The organism is Halodesulfovibrio sp. (genome assembly GCF_025210605.1).
Lineage (GTDB): Bacteria > Desulfobacterota > Desulfovibrionia > Desulfovibrionales > Desulfovibrionaceae > Halodesulfovibrio.
In genome coordinates this window covers 87,986-107,764 of sequence record NZ_JAOARI010000032.1, presented here as the reverse complement: position 1 = coordinate 107,764, position 19,779 = coordinate 87,986, and the positions used below count along the sequence as shown (strand labels likewise).

Below are 19,779 nucleotides of genomic sequence, written 5' to 3'. Positions count from 1 at the left end.
GGTGTAGAGTTTTACTCTATAAGTTATAGTTTCCGGTTTTTTAAAGTGATAAGTCCTTCCAGGAGGAAAGACTGATGGCCAAGAAAAAGGCTGACGATTCCAAGAGTGTTAAAGCACAAACGACTAAGATTAAAGAACTTCAAAAGAAAATGGTTCTTACTGGTGCAGACATTGTAGCCATTGGCGAAGAAGCAGAGCTTCTTGTTGGTGGTAAAAACTACAACACCGCTATTATTAGTCAGGTTGACGGTATTCGGGCTCCGCAATTTCGTGCAATCTCTTCCATAGCCTTCCACCAGCTCATGGATGAAACTAAAGTGAACGCTTCACTTGTTCGCTCCATGGTTGACAAAGAGTACAATCGAATTGACTGGAATGACCCTGAAATCAATAAGGACCCTGAATTTCTGCAAAAATTTGTGCGAAATATTGCTAAAGAGATTCGCGCTGAAGCAGAAGCACAGGGAACACAAACCACTCTCAAAACTAGAACATTTGTTAATAACGTTGTCGAGGGCTTTGCGACTTCCCCAGAAGGCATTGACCAACTCCGTAAACGTTCAGTTTTAGTTCAGGCTGGTATCCTTTCTGTTACTTTACCTGACAGTGTAACCGGTTGCGTAAAAGATGCGTACAACGCAATCTGCAAAGAAGCAGGGCTTGAGGACGTTCCGGTAGCGGTTCGCTCATCAGCTGCAGGTGAAGACTCACGCAAAAAAGCATTTGCAGGTCTTCAGGATACATACTTGAACATCGTTGGCGAAAACAGGTGCGTTGAAGCATACCATTGGGATTGTGCATCTGCTTATAACCTTCGCTCAATGACTTATCGTCGTGAAGCGATTCTGGATGCAATGGCGCGTGCAGAAGCAACTGGCGACGAAACTATTGCAATTAAAGCAAAAGAAGAATGGGCGATTGAAAACACCTCCCTTTCTGTTTGTGTAATGCGCATGATTAATCCTGTAATTTCCGGTACAGCATTTTCCGCTGATACTGCAACAGGTTGCCGCGGCACTGACAGAAAAGACCTTGTTTCCATAGATGCTAGCTATGGTCTGGGTGAAGCCGTCGTAGGCGGCATGGTTACACCTGATAAATTCTATGTGTTCCAGCGTGATGACAAACAAGAGGTTGTTATCCGTCAAATGGGTTGCAAAGACAAAAAAATTGTCTACGAAACCAAGGGCGGCACCAAGATGGTGGACGTTCCAGACCTCGAAGCTTTCCGCTGGTCACTTTCACTTGCTCAAGCTGAAGAAGTAGCTCGCGGTGTTCGCGGTATTTCCATCGCGTATGGCGGCATGATCATGGATACAGAATTTTGTATCGACGATGCCGACAGGCTTTGGTTTGTTCAGGCACGACCTGAAACGCGTTGGAATGAAGAATTCGAGCTGCATCCCGACACTATTTTCATGCGCCGTCTTGAAGTAGACGAAAAAGCAGCCGCTAATGCCGAAGTTATTTTAGAAGGTAACGGCGCATCACGCGGTGCGGGGCAGGGACGAGTTAAGTACCTTCGTTCAGCGCTTGAATTAAATAAAATCAACAAAGGCGATATCCTTGCAGCCGAGCGAACCGACCCAGACATGGTTCCAGGCATGCGTATTGCCTCTTCAATTCTAGCAGACGTAGGTGGTGACACCAGTCACGCTGCGATTACTTCACGAGAACTTGGAATTCCTGCGATCATTGGTATTCAGCGCCTTGAGGTACTTCGTAACCTTGATGGTGAAGAAATTACTGTTGATGGCACACGCGGCAAAGCGTATCGCGGTCTTCTTCCATTGAAAGAAGTTGGTGGCGAAATGAATCTTGCCACTCTTCCAGAGACTAAAACTAAAGTTGGTCTTATTCTCGCTGATGTCGGTCAATCACTGTTCCTTTCAAGACTCAGAAATGTAACCGATTTCGAGGTTGGCTTACTTCGTGCTGAATTTATGCTCGGCAACATTTCGATTCACCCGAAAGCGCTCGAAGCATATGATTCTGGCGAACTTGAAAGAGTTGTTGCCGATAAAGTGCATGAGCTTGAAAGCAACTTGACCAAAGTTCTTCGTGAACAGCTCGCCTTGGGTATCGTTGGAGTTGACTTTAACCTCCGCGAATATGTTGGGCACTTGACTGGACTTTCTGAAGAAATTGAAAAGCTTACCGAAAACGAGCAGCCTCGTGGTACAGATGAAGTTCTTGCTGTGCACCGTCGTATGCGCGAACTCGATCATAAGCTTGATGCCTACATGGAAACCGCAACGCGTCGGTTTGATATCCTCAAGACTTCTGAAAATCTCGAAGACCACATTTCCGCTGTTATGGGCTTCTCCGATGAATTAATGAAGCTTACCGGAAAAGATCCTGAAACAACTCGTCGTCGTGCAGAAATTGATGCATCAGTGAAAGCGCTTACAACCAAAGCTGCTGCTGACCCTGTTGTTATGGATGTAATTCAGAAAGTTAAACAGGTTCGTGTTGAAGTTGCTCTGACCTCTGGTTTAGAGAAAGAAATCCGCGACATGCGCAACATTCCGGAAAAAATTCGCACAATAATTAAAACCCGTGGATATCGTTCCGGTAAAGAACATTACGTTCAAACGCTTGCGCAAGGTTTGGCGTTGTTTGCAATGGCATTCTACGGAAAAGATATTATCTACCGAACCACTGATTTCAAATCTAATGAATACCGCAACCTTCTTGGCGGCTCATTGTTTGAACATTTCGAAGATAACCCGATGCTCGGTTACCGCGGTGTTTCCCGTAATCTTCATGACTGGGAAATTGAAGCATTCAAGCTTGCCCGTGGTGTTTATGGTGGAACAAACTTGCAGATTATGCTCCCATTTGTTCGTACTCTCGAAGAGGGTAGAGCAATGCGCCGTTATCTCGAGCAGGTGCATAAACTCAAGCGTGGTGAGGATGGTCTTAAAATTATCCTCATGTCAGAAATTCCAAGCAACGCGATTCTTGCAAAACAGTTTATCCAAGAATTCGATGGATTCTCAATTGGTTCGAATGACATGACGCAAATGGTTCTGGCAACAGACCGTGACAACGCAAGTCTTTCACATATCTACGATGAAGAAGATCCGGCTGTTGTCTGGGCAATCCTTTGCACCATTTTCACTGGACAAAAATACGGGAAAAAAGTCGGCTTCTGCGGACAGGGTGTTTCCAACAGCACAGTACTTCGCGGTCTTGTCGCTATCGCCGGTATTGTCTCAGCGTCTGTAGTTCCAGACACGTACTTCCAGACAAAAATCGATATGGCAGCTGTTGAGCAAGAAAACATTAAAACCGAACAACTTGGTCAGTGGCTTGGCGACAAGTATCTTGAAAAAATTCGTATGCTCTTAAACGAAAATGGATACGGACATATTCTCAAGAAATACAAAAACGCCCAAGATATTCTCGACTGGTACGAAGGTGAGATAGCACGCTTGCACGAGCAGCTTCGCGAATCTATCGAAACACCAAAAGAGAAATTCTACCGTCAGGAACTTGAACTGTTCCGGGCTAAGTTCCATAAGCCTGTAATTTACGCTGGCTGGAATTGGAAAGAAACAGTTCTTGATGCATTGCATCAGGCTGGTTTTGCAAACTTTGAAGAACAAGCAATTGCTCTTGAAGCACAGCGCAAAGCAAAATGGTAGAAGCTTGATTCAGAAATGAAGAGTGGGGCGCATGTATACTGCATGCGCCCTTTTCTGATCTGGATAATATTTGACAATTTTTAGAGTAATTCAGTTTAGCACTGATACTGAAGCCAACCGAAAATTTCATTCTATCGCATGAAAAAAGTTTTACAATTTTCTAATTTAAGAGGTTAAAAAAAATAATCCGTATAAAAAGTCACGCAAAGCACACTGTCTCTAAAAACGCCTATCGTAGCCGTTTTAGTTGCAGTGCATTTTTTCTGAAAAAATATTTTTCATTTTTTAGCGGTTGAAAGCGCAATACAATGCTTTTTGTTACAAAATTGTTCTTTTTATGCATACTTTTACTGAAAAAAAGCACTAAATAGTATGAAAAAGCGTGTAACCCTACTTAATAGAAATGATGCAAAATAAAAAGTGAGCCTGTAATCTACAGACTCACTTGAATAGTTCTTGCATTCCAACGCAAAGCAACGTAGCAATTTTGAGCAGTCAGTTAACTGTCGCTATTTTTTCTTCTTTTTCTTTTTAGCAGGTGCAGCTTTCTTTGATTTTGTTTTCGGCTTTGCTGCTCCACGTTTTTCTGCGCGCGCAGCACGAAGAGCCTTTTTTTCTGCCTTAGCTTTTTTTACTTCGGCGTCGATTCGTGCAAACTCTTCCGGCTCCATCGCATGTTCAGAAAAAGCGTGCCAAATTCTATCAAGTCCTAAGCCGGATGAAGCAGAAGAGATGATAGGCTTAATTCCACCAAGAATTTTAGCCCACTCATTCTGCTTGGCATCGCGCTCACGCTGCTTGCATTTATCTCCCTTTGTAAGAATCGGAATAAGTGGAAGATCAATTTGGCGAGCATAGCTTGTCAACTCGATATCAATCTGTTGTGGTGGAACACGACTGTCGATAAGAACAGCAAGCGCTTTAAGTCCCGGAGTCGAAATAAGATATTGGTTAATAAGTTCTGCCCATTTTTGACGGTCTGCTTTGGAAACCTTAGCATAGCCATACCCTGGGAGATCTACCAAATAATATTGCCACGGGTCTACTTTGTAAAAGTTAATTGACTGAGTCTTTCCCGGAGTAGAACTGATACGTGCAAGATTTTTACGTCCAGCCAACGCGTTGATAAGAGAAGATTTACCAACATTAGAACGTCCAGCAAGAGCAATTTGTGGAACATCAATTTCTTGAAGTTGTTCCAGCGTATATATTGTGTCTTCTAAAATAAGATTTGGTTGCATGAATAGCCTTTGGTAATAGTGAATAAAGGCAACGCCGAGCTTGACAACAAGCCGCGCTTTGGAAAATATTACCCGTTTGTTTCCACCATTCCTAATGGTATAACAGCAATGTGTAAAGACAAAGGGAGTACGCATGGCCGGTTACAAATTTTTGATTCTTAATGGTCCCAATTTAGGAGCACTAGGAAAGCGACAACCGGAAATCTATGGCAACAACACTATGGATATTTTGCCTGAACTTGTTCAACAAGTTCTTGGAAAAAATTCCCAAAGCGTTTCCCTAGAACTTTATCAAAATAATTCAGAAGGCAAATTGATCGACCGTATTGAACAGGCAAGAGAAGAAGGCATTGACGGTATCGTGTTTAATGCCGGAGCGTACACTCATACAAGTCTTGCCTTAGCCGACTGCTTAGCCTGGATTGAACTGCCGGTGGTAGAAGTGCATTTGAGTAATGTACTTGCTCGCTCAGAACCGTTACGGCAGAAAAGTTTAATTGGTCGTCACGTAATTGGTGCTATTGCCGGTTTCGGCATGATGAGCTATGCGCTTGCAGTGCAAGCCTTGTTTCAGCACCTTGAATATTAGAGTTTAATTTTCCGGTCATATATCGGAGCTACTTGGAGGACACATGTACTCAACTACTGATTTCAAACGCGGTCTTAAAATTCTTTTAGACGGCACTCCATATGAAATTGTTGAATTCCAGCATTTCAAACCGGGCAAAGGCGGTGCTATGATTCGCACCAAACTGCGCAACCTCCTTACAGGTCGTGTAGTTGACAACACATTCCGTTCCGGCGAAAAAGTGGGTCGTCCAGATATCGAGCACTCTGCAATGCAGTACCTCTACATGGAAGGCGACAACCTTGTGCTTATGGACCTTAGCTCTTACGAGCAGCACTACATGAGTACAGAGAAATCAGCGGGCGCAGAAAACTTCCTCAAAGACGGTCAGGAAGTTAAAGTAATGCTCTACAATGGTGATCCACTTTCTTTGGAATTACCAGCAGCTTTAATCTTTGAAGTTACACACACAGAGCCGGGCGCTAAGGGTGATACAGTATCTAACGTAACAAAACCAGCAACAATCGAAACTGGTCTTGAAGTAAACGTTCCTTTATTCATCAATATTGGTGATAAAATTAAAATTGATACACGTACCCGCGAATATCTTGGTCGTGAAAATTCATAATTTCAGGTTGCTGCACCAATCTGATACTAAAAACGCGCTTCAGTTGAAGCGCGTTTTTTTATTTTATTGATACCATTTAACAATTGAAAAAAGTTGTTCATATCAACAGTTTGAAAAAATATGCTGTTGATTGCAGACCATAATATGACTACAGTATAGAAATGACTGTCAGATTGTAGACAAACAAGCTGGTTAGAGTGTCTCAGTCTGTCGTAACTTTTTTATGATTCATTTGATGGTATCACTCTATTGGAGGATGGTATTACGAATACGCAACGTATAACTCGCGAACTTTTTGCTTTATTCATCACGTTCTGGGGCATATTGCTTACTATTAGCCTGATAACTTTCAGTCAGGCTGACCCAAGCCTCAACCATATCGTAAGTTCGCCTAAATCTATTAATAATGCCGCAGGGCTATTCGGAGCATATCTTTCAGGGATTCTTGTCGATATGCTTGGTCTTGCGTCATATTTTTTGGCTCTCGGGTTTGTTGCATCCGGCGTCCGCTGTTTTTTTGCAAAAATTTGTCTTGAATGGTGGCGGTGGACTGGGCTTTTGCTGTTCGGCATCAGCTTTTGTTCTCTGAGTTCCGCTGTTCCAATGACTGTCGGTGAAATTCAAGGCGGTGGACTGCTGGGAGATGTTCTTTTTGGAGTCAGCTGGTATTACCTGCGACCAATAGGCAGCACCTTGCTTTGGATTTTTGTCACACTGTGTGCAGTTCAACTTGTCATGGGTGGTACGTGGGCAGGAATGTTCGCTTGGCTCAAAAAAAATTGTAATAATTTTGAGCTACCACAACTGCCTAAAGCACCTAAGCCTGTTAAAAAAGCAAAATCAAAAAAACTCGTCGAAATTACTTCTCAAAAGAAGCCACGCCGTGCACTGTTTAGCAAAAAAACAGATAAGGCAAAGAAGGCATTGCCCGCACTTGATATTCCCGAAGAAAACACTTCTCCAGAAATTTGGGACGAGATTGCATCAATGGATGACTCATCTTCAGGAGAGTTCAGTTCTGTTATTATTGACGAACCAATCAAAGCAACAGACGAAGAGGCTTCGCTTATTGGTGATGGAAATCCTTTCGAGGGAGAACTGGATTTCCCAGAAGTGAAGCGCACTAACAGCAAGAAAAATAAAAAAGTTTCATTGCCGGTACTTGATCTATTCACCAATAACGATGATGAAATTGAAACAACCCCACGTGAAGTACTGGAAACCAAAGGGCGCCTTGTCATGGAATGTCTGGAGGACTTCAATGTTCATGGTGAATTACAGCGCATCACCCCTGGTCCCGTTGTTACCATGTTTGAAGTTAAACCAGCACCAGGGGTAAAAGTAAGCAAAATTGCTAACCTGTCAAACGACATTGCAATGGCTTTGAGTGCTGTATCTGTTCGCATTCAGGCTCCAATTCCGGGCAAAGATACTGTCGGCATTGAAATCCCAAATGAAATTCGAGAGCTTGTTTCTTTAAAAGAACTGTTTGCTTCAGATGCATTCGTCAGCTCAAAGGACCCACTGACTCTCGCTATTGGTAAAGACATTTCAGGAATTCCATTCACTTCTGACCTTGCAAAAATGCCTCACCTGCTTGTAGCAGGTGCTACCGGTCAAGGTAAAAGTGTGTTCATCAACTCTGTGCTCATGAGTCTTTTATTCAAGACAACCCCTGAATCATTACAACTTTTGCTTATCGATCCAAAGCGAATCGAGCTTGCAGTATATGCAGATTTACCACACTTGGTTCACCCAGTTGTTACGGATATGTCCCAAGCTAAAAATGCACTTGACTGGGCAGTGCATGAAATGGATAAGCGCTACGAAGCGATGTCGCGCATGGGAGTGCGAAACATTGTAAGTTATAATACAAAGCTAAAGCAAATGGGTGATGATAAACCAGAAAATCTCGCTGACCTGCAAGCTATCCCATACATGGTCATCATAATTGATGAACTTGCAGACCTTATGCTCACAGCTGCAAAAGAAGTTGAAACAAGTATTGTTCGTCTAGCTCAACTTGCCCGTGCCGCAGGTATCCACCTCATTCTGGCAACACAGCGACCAAGCGTTGATGTAGTTACCGGATTAATCAAGGCAAACTTCCCTTGTCGAATATCATTTCAGGTTACTGGCAAACACGATTCCCGAACAATTCTTGATACTGTCGGCGCAGAGCATTTATTAGGAAAAGGTGATATGCTGTTCAAACCGGGAGGCGGACGGCTTACCCGAATGCATGGTGCATTTGTAAGTGACGATGATGTAACTTCTGTTGTTTCTCACTGGAAAAAACAAATGCCGCCAGCATACAAAGTTGACTTTGTTGAATGGGCATCTGAAGGAACCGGAAATGTTTCCGGCTCAATGAATGGCGGGGCAAATGGTGGAAACGGCGCAGCTGATGATCCTTTATATGGAGAATGTGTTGCCTTTGTTATAGAAAACGGCAAGGCATCTATCTCTCTTATTCAGCGTCGGTTCCGAATTGGATTTAACAAAGCCGCTCGTTTTGTTGAACAAATGGAGCAAGATGGAATTGTTGGTCCCGCAGATGGCAGTAAACCACGCACAGTTCTAGCAAAAAAAGAACAACCAACCGGCTAATTATAGGAAAAATATATGAATCGAAACATCACCACGTACATAGTAGCTATCTGTTTTTTATTCATATTTTCAAGCAGTGCACATGCAGGGCTTGAGTCTCTCACTAAAACATATGGTAAAGCGCAGACTATTACTGCTGATTTCGTCCAAACCCTTATTCATAAAGACAGCGGCAGCAAAAATGTTCGAACAGGACATTTTACTATTAAACGTCCGCAGTTAGTTCGCTGGGTAACAAGTAAGCCATCAAAAGAATTGCTTATTGTTAATAAAAATGCAGTTTGGAATTATCTTGAAGACGAAGAAGTTGTCTACAAATATCCGCGAGATCTCGCAGACGAAAGTCAAAATGCCTTACGTTTTCTGCTCGGTGATTCAAAAGTTGATAACGATTTTTACGTCGAAGAAGAGAATGGAAGTTACATACTTCTTCCTAAAGAGCCAACAGCCAATCTGACAGAGGCCGAACTCTGGTTAGATGAATCGACCGGCGTTATCACAAGACTGCGCATTATTGATTTTTACGGAAACATAAACGACATCACGTTTAAAAATGTTCAGTTTGATAAAGCAGTAAATGATTCCGTCTTTGACTTTACTCCGCCTAAAGGAGTAGATGTGGAAGACAATACAAAAAAATAAAAAAACGAGTGGGAAACCACTCGTTTTTTTTATTTACTTATTTATTCAAGCCAGTTGCTTTATAAAGCATTGCTAGTTCTTCCTGCGTTAACTCACGACTTTCGCCTTTAGCAAGTTCGCCGAGTTCAATTGGTCCAAGCTTAACACGATGAAGATTTAAAATAGTCATCCCAACATCACGGAACATTCGACGAATCTGTCGATTAATCCCCTGAGTGAGCACCATCTCAACACGAGTGTTACCTTCATCATGAGCGAGTATTTTACACTCAACTGGTGCAAGCTTTTCACCTTCTTCCAGTGTCATTCCTTTGCGGAATGTATCTAAAACTTGCTCAGAGACATCACCTCGAACACGGACACGGTAGACCTTGTTCTGGTGCCATTTGGGGTGGGTAAGTCTGTGAGTTAATTCGCCATCGTTAGTAAGCAACAAAAGACCAGTCGAAAAGAAGTCTAGCCGACCTACTGGGAAGATACGCTTTTCCTTAAATTCTTGGGGAAGAATATCAAGAACAGTAGGGCGTCCTTCTGGGTCATTTGCAGTACATACAGTTTGCACAGGCTTATGAAGCAGTACATATAACGGCTCTGCTTTTTCTGTGTTAAACATAACCCGTTCTGCATTGACTTCTAACACATCAGATGCTGGTATAATTTTTACACCAGGCTCTTCAACTTTCTTACCATTAACAAAAACCACGCCCTGAGCAATAAGATCATCAGCAGCACGGCGTGAGCAAATCCCTGCAAAAGCCAACGCCTTATTAATACGCAATGGCTCATTAAGGTTTGGTACGCTAGGTTTAGCTGGAACAAACGGCTTTTTTTCTGGACGGGAAGGGCGGTTGTTAGTCACCTTGCCGCGTGATTCAGAACGGCTGTTTTGCGATTCACCCTTTTCGCTCGGGTTATAACGCATTGGACGTTTGCTGAATGCTTCAGTTCCATCGCGTTTACCTTGCTGCGAACGAGTAGACCGCACATTATTTCTACGATTTTGATTCTGGTCACGAGATTCAAAACGTCCGTTCGAATTACGTGAGTCATCACGGCGGCTGTCTCTATGTCGATCACCACCACGAGAATTACGGTCATTTCGGCGGAAACTAGAACGATCAGACTTTTCACCAAAATGTTTTTGCTTATTCTCATCGCGCTCTACAGGGCGCCCTTGATAACCGCTACGTTTTGGACGACGCTCAAAATCTGATGAACCAGCACGATCAGAGCGCCCCCATGAATCACTGCGATCACGACGTTCTCCACGTTCACGAGACTCAAAACGTCCTCGGGAATCCGGTGAACCATCACAGCGAGAATCTCGGTGACGATCACCGCCACGAGAGCTGCGATCACTTCGACGAAAATCAGAACGGTCTGACTTTTCTTCAAAACGGTTTCGTTTATTTTCAGTACGTTCTACAGGTCTTCCTTGGTAACCACTACGCTGTGGGCGACCTTCAGAACCTGAACGATCATGACGATTGCGAGGAGATTCATTGCGATCACGTCTGTCATCGCGACGGTAACCACCGCGTCCAGATCGAGAACGAGACGGCAAATCGTTATATGTATTGCGTCTACCATTGCCATCCCCATCATCGATAGGGCGACCTTTGTAGTTTCCGTTGCTATCAAAATAGGAACGTGAACTACGCTTTTTTGTGGTATCAGCATCATGCTGGCGTTCTTCATTGCTTCCTGATGGGGTTCGCTCGGAACGATCACCAAAGCCAGTCCGACTTCTACGTCGGTCTTCAGTCTTATGAGACGAAAATTTATTATTCTTTTCTGACATATATTATGGTCGTATAACTTTTGCAGCTACCTGCATGCTGGTTACGATGTCCAGCATATTTGTAGTTTCACCCACAGCCTTTTTATCCAGAATGCCAAAATGCTCAAGGCAAGTTCCGCAAACTAAAATATCTACACCAGCTGCTTCGAGGGCTTTTAATTCTTCCAAAACATGACTATCCTCTACGGCGAGGGTAACAGCACCATTGACCATTACAATCCGCCACAAAGACTTGCCAAGTTCTGGCAACGTAGCTAAGAAGTTCTTCATTAACTTAGCACCAAGCACATCATCACCTGTGCCGACAGTGGCAGAAGTGATAAAAACGCATATACTGCTGTCTACTGAACTTAGCTCTTCATCTGTGAGAATTTCACATGGCTGAGCATCCGATGCGGTTGCAAGAATTCGCCAACCACCGTCAATTTGGTCTGACTTTGCAGAATATCCCTTCGAAGAAAGGAACCGTACTACGTTATCTTTTGCAGCATCATTATCAACTAATATAGTGAAAACTGATGGCGCTTCTTGTTCGATCAAATTTTTGCACTGGATAACAGGCTGAGGGCAGGACAGGGAAAGACAATTTAATTCAGTATTACTCATTGCGAGCCTCCTCATACTAATAGATACGCAGACTCGCAAGTCGTCAAATCGAAAAAAACAATATAGTTTGCAAAAAACTATTGAAAATCCAAATACAAGTTCAGCGGGGAGAAACCCAACTCATGGCAAAATTCAAAAAACTGCCGAAAAACAGCGCAAAACTTCTAAAACGTACTCTTAGATATTTTGTACCATACAAGTTATCTATCCTCATTTCGCTTATCGCAATGGCAGTAGTCGCGGCGACTACTGGCGCATCAGCATATCTTATCAAGCCCGCCCTTGATGATATTTTTATCAATAAAAACAGCGACTACTTGTTGCTGATTCCATTTGCATATTTCATCTTGGTTCTGGCAAAAGGCGCAGGGCGTTACTCGCAGAACTACTTTATGACATATTGTGGTTTGAAAGTTCTTGAAAAGCTGCGTAACGAATTATTCGATAAAATAATTTGTCTACCACTCAAATTTTACGAAGAACAACAGGTCGGCATGCTTATGTCCCGCGTTGTTAACGACGTGGCAGAAATTCGCGGTAGCCTTCCTGCCGTTATCAAAGGGATACGTCAATTTTTGACTATGATAGGATTACTTTTTGTTGTTTTCTATCAAGATTCCTACCTTGCAACGTGGGCTGTGCTAGTTTTACCGCTGGCTTTATTCCCATTTATTCACTTTGGCAGAAAGCTTAGAAAACTTGGTAAAAAAAATCAGGTACTTATTTCTGCAATGACTATTTTTCTTCAGGAAAAATTCAGCGGCATTCGTGTTGTTAAAGCATTTGCAAACGAAGAAGGGGAGAAAGCCGGTTTTCGCGTTGAAAATAGCCGAATTGCTCGTTTAGCCCTTAAGCAAACCATTGTCGGGCAAATGTCTTCTCCAATTATGGAGCTGATTGGTGCACTCGGCATCGGGCTTGTTATTTGGTACGGCGGCTCTCAGGTTATTGCCGGTGAGCAAACTGCTGGCACATTCTTTTCCTTCGTTGCTGCACTTATAATGTTGTACGACCCGGTAAAAGAATTAACTTCTGCAAACAACTCACTTCAAAAAGCCCTTGCAGGCGCGGAGCGTGTTTTCGAAATTCTCGATTCGCCAGATATTGTTGTAGAGCAAGACGGCACACAACAAATCGATGGTGTCCACGAAGTAGCTTTTGAAGATGTTACGTTCAGCTACGATGAAACCGGACAGCCCGCTCTTAAGGATATTAATATCACCATTAAAGAAGGCGAAAAAGTTGCAATTGTAGGACCAAGTGGTGCTGGCAAAACAACATTTGTCAATCTTGTGCCACGATTCTACGAACAGCAGCAAGGACGTATTTTAATTAATGGTGTAGATTCACGCAGCCTCACTCTTAAATCATTACGAAAAAATGTTGCAATAGTTTCACAAGATGCATTTTTGTTCGATACGTCAATTGCTGACAACATTGCTTATTCATCTGAAAACAGTAGTAGAGAAGCTATTGAAGAAGCAGCAAAGGCTGCTTTTGCGCATGACTTTATTACCGAATTCCCTGATGGCTACGACACAGTCGTAGGTGAACGCGGCGTTCGTCTTTCTGGTGGGCAGAAACAGCGTCTTACCATTGCACGAGCTTTATTAAAAAATGCTCCTTTACTCATTCTTGATGAAGCTACAAGTGCGCTGGATTCAGAATCAGAAAAAGTTGTTCAGAAGGCACTGGAAAACTTGATGAAAGACCGCACCAGCCTTGTTATTGCGCACCGCCTTTCTACAATTATTTCTGCTGATAGAATTTTAGTAATGAAAAATGGAGAAGTAGTAGACGAGGGCACTCACGAATCTTTGCTTGCAAACAGCATGCTGTACCAACGACTGTATACATTGCAGTTTGAAAGCCATGAGGAGCTTGCTTAGTGAAAATCCCTGTACCTATCCCGCTTATTTCTACTGCAATTTATCACCTTTATAAAATATGGTGCAAAACGCTTAAGTATGAAGAAGTAGGGCGAGAACGGCTTGATGAATTATGGGATGCTGGAACTCCTATGGTCACTTGCCTTTGGCATGATGAACTTTTTCCACTGATGCATGCACGCCGCCAACTAGAAATTATTGCAGTCGTCAGTCAAAGTTCCGATGGTGAAATCCTTGCACAGGTTCTTGAAAAACTAGGACTTCTTACAAGCAGAGGTTCCAGTTCCCGCGGTGGAGTCAAGGCATTGCTGCGAGTTGCTAAAACTATGAGAACCTCAAAGCACCTAGGCTGCATTACGGTAGACGGACCAAGAGGTCCGCGGCACGAGGCTAAAGAAGGTGCAATTTTTATTGCCCACAGAAGTAACGCTAAAATTGTTCCAATTCGGATAGCAATGGAAAATTCCTATATTTTCCAAAAAGCTTGGGACAAGTTCCAGATACCGTTGCCATTTTCAAAGGTCAAAATCATCTTTGGTGAGCCATATGACCTTGAAGAAGGGAAATTAAGCGATGAGTATCTTGAAAAAGAACGGCAGCGATTAGAAGATAAACTTAAAGCATTACTTTAAGGGTGTGTTGTGAAGCCAATATATTCAGCAATTTACACAGTGGGCACAAAAATGACTGTCCACAGTTCAAAAGTATTGGGCAGTGCATTAGGGACAGTCATGTGGACCTGCCTGCCTAAACGAAGAAAACTTGCCATCGAGGCTATTCAGCGTCACCTCAATGTCAGTTCGGAAAAAGCAACTGAAATCGGCAAAAAAAGTTTTATCCATAACTGTCGATCTTTTTTAGAAATTTTTCTTGTCCCCAAAGTTAATAAGCAATTCATCGACGATCTCGTAATTCAAGATCCTGAAAATGCCTTTAGAACGTTTGTTGAAACAAACTCACCGATCATTGCAACCACTGCCCACATGGGTGCATGGGAGGTTTTGGCAGGGCTTTTGGGTGAAATAGGGACAATCGAACACAGAGCACAACCTCTTGTAGTAGTTCGAACCAATAAAAATAAAGACCTCAACGAACTGATTTTCAAGTTACGAGGTGGGCGCGGTGCAGCAGTTCTTTCGCACCGCAACGCTGTATTCGGTGTGCTGCGATCACTTAAAAAGAAAGGAATAGCGGCTTTTTTGGTTGACCATAACACTAAACGCAAAGAGGCTATTTTTACTGACTTTTTAGGTGAAACTGCCGCCGTAAATTCTGGACCGGCTTTTTTGGCTTTACGAGGAAAAGCAGTTGTGCTTCCTGCATTTCTTGTTCGAAATGAGCAGGGCGGATATACATTTATTATAGAACCAGCGCTTGATACTGAAACCCTTGAAGGTACTCGTGAAGAAAAGCTTCAGCAAATTACGAGATTTTATACAGATGCTGTAGAACGAATTGTCCGTAAATATCCGGAACAATGGTTTTGGATGCACAAACGCTGGAAGACCCAGCCGAAGGCTGGCGATTTTATTTTACCACGTACAATGAGCTAATCTCTTACCATAACGTTACAAAACCAAAAAGAAGAGCTTTTGAATACTCAGAAGCTCTTCTTTTTTATCTTATCAAGAAGATAGAAGGGAATTGTCTCTTCATTTCAGCCGAAGGCTGTCGAAATTTTTTTTTATGTTCTCATTACAAACAGTAAAAAAGTGCTTTTCTAGCGTTGTTTAGCCCTAAAGATCCCATCCAATCAGTTTTAAATGAGCTATAAAAGCCAGAACACCTTGAAATAACAGGAAATACAGTCTTTTATTCTGGCAAATAAGCAGCATAGAGCCGCCCGTAGACACATCTTTTTTTTAAAATCGTAGCCATATCCCTTATTTTTCGAAAACAAGCCTTAAAACGCAAATTTGAGCGATACACAAAAAAGAGCTTCATAACGTATGTTTCACAGAAATCCACAAATCGTTAACATATTGAATATTTAGCGTATTTTTATATTAAAGTTAACATAATATACATTATGAGACATGAAATTATGCTGAAAAATTACCGTCTCTCCTGCTTTGGAGATCTAACCATCAACGCTTTAATTTTCATTATACTGTTCGCCCAGCTTTCAGAGATATTAAAAAGACATGCCACAATTCATTTCTACTACGATCAAAACGCAATCCTTAGGTTAACTCAGCTAAGCTCATCACGGTTCAAACTTTCTCTGCAATACATATTTTCTACTGCAAGCCACTTCCGAAAATGTCCCTTCAGCGTAAACGCACTTCAATGGTCAAAAAGGAACACAATTCATAAATTTCCATAGCCAGTCATATGACACAAAAAAAGCCGGAAACCATTACAGTTTCCGGCTCATTGCTTCTATAGCTATTCAACTAATCAGCTGGCTCTTCTTTACTTTCTTTGGAGATCGCTCGACCTGATTCTTCAAGACGGGCTAAAAACTTGTCTCTACATTCGTAGCTACAAAAACGATGGATTGTTTCTCCATCACGGATACGAATATCCTGATCCAAAGAAACAAATGCGCCACAGACTGGATCTTTTACCATGTCACCAGTTGCAACTTTTTTTTCCATGTCTTTCTGTTTTTTATCTGCTTTTTTCTTATTGTCATTTGTAACCAGCTTAAAAAGCAGCCAGCCACAAACTAAAAGAACTACCCATTTAATCACGCGAGATCTCCCTTGCGATAAATTATTGCCAGATCTGATTAGCATCTACCTTGTATTCCAGCATGCCGAGAACCTCTTCAAGCCCTCTACCGTCTGGAAAATGTAACTGCGGCGCAATCTCTTGTAACGGAACAAGCACAAATGCCCTTTCCGTCATTCGCGGATGCGGTACAATAAGGTCTTCCGATTCAATTACTTCATTGCCGAACAGCAATACATCTAAATCAATCACACGAGGACCAAAACGTTCTTCGCGAACTCTGCCAAGTGTGTTTTCAATCTCCAGCAAGCTGTTCAAAAGGTCATGAGCAGTTACATACTCTGAACACTCGACGGATACAACCTGATTTGCAAACCATGCCTGATCTTTTTTTAACTGAGGCTCCGTTCGAAAAATTGAAGAACTTTTCGTTACACGTACCCCATCTAAAGAATCAATTTCAGCTATGGCGTTTGCGAGATGCAAATCTGTATCGCCCATATTTGAGCCAAGGCAGATAAATGCAACTACAGTTTCTGAATACGAGATACCGCCTCCTCGAGACGCTCATTATTTACTGTAAGAGATATACGGAAGTACCCTTCGCCCGGAGCACCGAAACCGTTACCAGGGGTAAGTACTACACCAGTCTCTTCCAGAACTTTGGTAACAAATTCAGAAGAAGTGAATCCGTCTGGAACATGTGACCAAACATAAAAAGTTGCATCTGGCACATTGCATTTAATGCCAGCTTTGTGCAGCGCGTTCACAACAAGGTCACGACGCTCTCTGTACATATCACGCAGACCAGCTACAAAAGGCTCGCCATCTCGAAGCGCCGCAATACCTGCAAGCTGTACAGCTTGGAAAATACCAGAGTCTACGTTTTCTTTAATTTTACCAAGCCCATGAATGAGCTGCTCGTTACCACAAGCCATACCCACACGCCAGCCAGTCATGTTATAAGGCTTTGAGAGTGAGTTGAACTCAATAGCAACATCTTTACCCCCTTCTACTTCAAGAATAGAAAGAGGTTTGTTGTTATCGTCATAGTAAATTTCTGTGTAAGCTGCATCCGCAACAATAATAACATTGTATGCTTTAGCTAACCCGATAAGCTTCTTGTAGAAAGCTTCGTCTGCTGTGGCAGCAGTCGGGTTGTTCGGGTAGTTGATAAAGATAGCTTTAGCTTTTTCCCAAGTAGCTTCATCAATAGCATCAAGATCAGGAAGGAAAGAATTATCTTCTAACAGCGGTACGTATTGCACTGTACCACCGGCAAATTCTGTTGCAATGCCGTACACCGGATAGTTCGGGGTACAAACAAGAACAAGATCTCCTGGGTTCACAAACGCCAGCGGGAAGTGCGCAATACCCTCTTTAGAGCCAATAAGGCTTACCACTTCATTATCTGGATCAAGGTCAACATCAAAACGAGTTTTGTACCAATCAGAAACCGCGGTACGGTACTCTTTCATGCCAACATATGAAGGGTATTGATGGTTTGCCGCGTCATCCAGCGCTGTGCGCATGGCATCAAGAACAAATTGAGGTGTCGGAGTGTCTGGATCGCCAATTCCAAGACTAATAATATCAACACCACGAGCGGCTACTTCAGCCTTAACTTTGTCTATCTGTGCAAACAGATATGGTGGCACTGCGGCCAAACGGTCAGCAAGCTTGAACTCTGCCATAGCTTTGCATTCTCCTTAGGGTATATATCCCGTTACCGGTCGGGAAAAAAGGGCTCTGCCATAAGCCCTGTTCCTTACTTAATCATAGAAAAAACGCTGTTGCGTTCATAACTATATACATTGAGATAAATTCTCGGTCAACAAACCCGTTACACGGGGCAATTTAGCCTGAACTCCTTCCAGATCTCATAAAAATTATCACAATATTACTTGATATTGCGCAATTCGTTCACAAGAGTCATCAGCTCTGCTGCAAGCAGCGAAACTTCATTCACAGCGTTTGCAGATTCATGCATAGCTGCCGTGTTCTTGTTTGCTAGACCGTTGATCTGCATTGCAGCCGATGAAATTTGATCACTGGCTGAAGATTGCTCTACTGTAGCAGAAGCAATTTCGCGCACTCTATCTGCGGTGGTATTTGCCATAGACACAATAGTGTCGAGCACCTTCGCAGAATCTGCTGAAAGACGAGTATTTTCATCAATTGCATCAGAAACAGAAACTGTAGAGGTAATAGACTTTTCAGCGCTCATTTGAATAGCATCAATAGTTCTGCCAACTTCTGTGGTCGCCTGCATTGTTTTTTCCGCAAGCTTTCGTACTTCATCAGCAACAACCGCAAACCCTCTACCAGCATCTCCGGCACGGGCTGCTTCAATAGCAGCATTCAGAGCCAGCAGGTTTGTCTGATCGGCGATATCATTAATTACGTCAATGATCTCACCGATTGATTCAGCGTGCTTGCCAAGCTCGTGCATGTCGCTCTGCAACTCTGTAGAGTGCTCATGCACTTTTGCGATAACATCCTGAGCTTGCTGCACAACCTCTACGCCTTGAACCGCGCTTCCGCGTGTTGATTCAGCTAATTCAGAAGCTTCAGTAGCACTATGAGCAACATCTATTACTGAAGCATTCATTTGTTCCATTGCTGTTGCAACATCTGTTGTTCCATTTTGCTGTGTAATGGACAACTGATGAGATTCTTCAACCTGTGTAGAAATTTCTGCGCATGATGTGGTCAACCGTTCTGTGATAACAGACACTTTTTCAGCGGCTGCGGCAATAAGCTCATGCTGCCTAAGCAGATTTTCTTCCTGCTGTTTTAATTTTGTCATGTTCAGATACAGGCAAAGCCCGCCAACACAAACTCCGTCAAGATCATACAACGGAAAAACATTCGCAAGAACGTGACATTCTCCGCCTTTGTGACCCTTAATAGTAACTTCTAAATTTTTGAATATTTTTCCAGTTGCTATTGATTGCCCAACCGCGGTTTCACGCGTTCTGTCATTATAAAAAATTTCACCAAGGGTATTGCCTAACTGTGATTCTGGAGATTCATCAATCTCCAGCATATCCATACATTCTTGGTTAGTAAAAAGCGCTCTTTCTTCTGTATCAACCAGAAGATATGGTACAGGTAACCCATTAATAACGCCTAACAGAACTCCTTTTTTTCGTTTGAGCTCTTGAATAAGTTTATCGACGAGTAAAAAAGTAGTATTATGCGCCAAACAGTCTGGCGGAACGGCGTCGAATTGTTCATTTAAAATGGCAGTAATATATTTTTGCACATTTTTATCATTCTGTTCCGTTCCTGCTACCCCAAAGAACACTGAAGCCAACACACTGATAATAACGAGTGTCGATGCAACAAACGCGAGCGAGGTGGAACCGCTTTCAAAATACAAAAAAATGCTAAACACGAGTTCGAAAAATATTCCGCCAATTGCGAGATATTGAATCTTTTTTGAATTCCACATGCGAATTATTC

The 19,779-nt window shown here is 42.7% G+C and carries 15 protein-coding genes; 8 read left to right on the top strand and 7 right to left on the bottom strand.

Annotated elements, in window-relative coordinates; genetic code table 11:
* The first annotated feature begins 74 nt into the window (after positions 1-74).
* Positions 75-3,650, top strand: a complete 3,576-nt coding sequence (locus N4A56_RS12780) for a PEP/pyruvate-binding domain-containing protein (RefSeq protein ID WP_295547792.1) — start codon at positions 75-77, stop codon at positions 3,648-3,650.
* Between the two features lie 509 nt (positions 3,651-4,159).
* Here N4A56_RS12780 and yihA read toward each other — a convergent pair.
* Positions 4,160-4,891 (bottom strand): ribosome biogenesis GTP-binding protein YihA/YsxC, encoded by a 732-nt coding sequence (yihA, locus tag N4A56_RS12775; RefSeq protein WP_293669493.1) that lies wholly within the window; start codon positions 4,889-4,891, stop codon positions 4,160-4,162.
* A gap of 133 nt (positions 4,892-5,024) precedes the next feature.
* Here yihA and N4A56_RS12770 point away from each other — a divergent pair, with 133 nt between their 5' ends.
* The 4 genes from N4A56_RS12770 (at position 5,025) to lolA (ending at position 9,339) form a co-directional block, all read left to right on the top strand.
* The gene (locus N4A56_RS12770) at positions 5,025-5,480 is read left to right on the top strand and encodes a type II 3-dehydroquinate dehydratase (protein ID WP_293669495.1); all 456 of its coding nucleotides are present in this window, start codon (positions 5,025-5,027) and stop codon (positions 5,478-5,480) included.
* Positions 5,481-5,523: 43 nt separating this feature from the next.
* The gene (gene efp, locus N4A56_RS12765) at positions 5,524-6,087 is read left to right on the top strand and encodes an elongation factor P (protein WP_293669496.1); all 564 of its coding nucleotides are present in this window, start codon (positions 5,524-5,526) and stop codon (positions 6,085-6,087) included.
* A 261-nt stretch (positions 6,088-6,348) separates the two neighbouring features.
* A complete protein-coding gene (locus N4A56_RS12760; protein WP_295547926.1) occupies positions 6,349-8,697 on the top strand; it encodes a DNA translocase FtsK in 2,349 nt (782 codons plus the stop codon).
* 15 nt (positions 8,698-8,712) lie between these two features.
* Positions 8,713-9,339, top strand: coding sequence for an outer membrane lipoprotein chaperone LolA (lolA, locus tag N4A56_RS12755; RefSeq protein ID WP_295547788.1), 627 nt, complete (start codon positions 8,713-8,715; stop codon positions 9,337-9,339).
* Positions 9,340-9,376: 37 nt separating this feature from the next.
* On the opposite strand, the gene N4A56_RS12750 is transcribed toward lolA, so the two are convergent.
* Both N4A56_RS12750 and yedF read right to left on the bottom strand, forming a co-directional pair.
* Positions 9,377-11,140: a pseudouridine synthase gene (locus N4A56_RS12750; RefSeq protein ID WP_295547786.1), complete on the bottom strand. Its 1,764-nt coding sequence runs from the start codon at positions 11,138-11,140 to the stop codon at positions 9,377-9,379.
* A gap of 3 nt (positions 11,141-11,143) precedes the next feature.
* Positions 11,144-11,746, bottom strand: a complete 603-nt coding sequence (gene yedF / locus N4A56_RS12745) for a sulfurtransferase-like selenium metabolism protein YedF (protein WP_293669499.1) — start codon at positions 11,744-11,746, stop codon at positions 11,144-11,146.
* A 122-nt stretch (positions 11,747-11,868) separates the two neighbouring features.
* On the opposite strand from yedF, the gene N4A56_RS12740 reads away from it, so the two are divergent.
* The 3 genes from N4A56_RS12740 to N4A56_RS12730 are packed head-to-tail and all read left to right on the top strand — an operon-like array spanning position 11,869 to position 15,188.
* Positions 11,869-13,635 carry an ABC transporter transmembrane domain-containing protein gene (locus tag N4A56_RS12740; protein ID WP_293669501.1) on the top strand — a complete coding sequence of 589 codons (1,767 nt, stop codon included), beginning with the start codon at positions 11,869-11,871 and terminating at the stop codon, positions 13,633-13,635.
* Positions 13,635-14,267 (top strand): lysophospholipid acyltransferase family protein, encoded by a 633-nt coding sequence (locus N4A56_RS12735; protein WP_295547782.1) that lies wholly within the window; start codon positions 13,635-13,637, stop codon positions 14,265-14,267. The genes N4A56_RS12740 and N4A56_RS12735 overlap by 1 nt, the downstream gene beginning before the upstream one ends.
* 9 nt (positions 14,268-14,276) lie before the next feature.
* Positions 14,277-15,188 carry a lysophospholipid acyltransferase family protein gene (locus tag N4A56_RS12730; RefSeq protein WP_366519920.1) on the top strand — a complete coding sequence of 304 codons (912 nt, stop codon included), beginning with the start codon at positions 14,277-14,279 and terminating at the stop codon, positions 15,186-15,188.
* An 843-nt stretch (positions 15,189-16,031) separates the two neighbouring features.
* On the opposite strand, the gene N4A56_RS12725 is transcribed toward N4A56_RS12730, so the two are convergent.
* The 4 genes from N4A56_RS12725 to N4A56_RS12710 all read right to left on the bottom strand — a co-directional run bounded on the left by N4A56_RS12725 (position 16,032) and on the right by N4A56_RS12710 (position 19,768).
* A complete protein-coding gene (locus N4A56_RS12725) occupies positions 16,032-16,331 on the bottom strand; it encodes a transcriptional regulator (protein ID WP_293669504.1) in 300 nt (99 codons plus the stop codon).
* 22 nt (positions 16,332-16,353) lie between these two features.
* Entirely contained in the window at positions 16,354-16,830 is a 477-nt protein-coding gene (gene folK, locus N4A56_RS12720; protein ID WP_295547922.1) for a 2-amino-4-hydroxy-6-hydroxymethyldihydropteridine diphosphokinase, read from the bottom strand.
* A gap of 8 nt (positions 16,831-16,838) precedes the next feature.
* Entirely contained in the window at positions 16,839-18,005 is a 1,167-nt protein-coding gene (locus tag N4A56_RS12715; RefSeq protein ID WP_293669505.1) for an LL-diaminopimelate aminotransferase, read from the bottom strand.
* A gap of 206 nt (positions 18,006-18,211) precedes the next feature.
* On the bottom strand, positions 18,212-19,768 hold the full coding sequence (locus N4A56_RS12710) for a methyl-accepting chemotaxis protein (RefSeq protein ID WP_295547778.1): 1,557 nt from the start codon (positions 19,766-19,768) through the stop codon (positions 18,212-18,214).
* Positions 19,769-19,779: the final 11 nt, after the last annotated feature.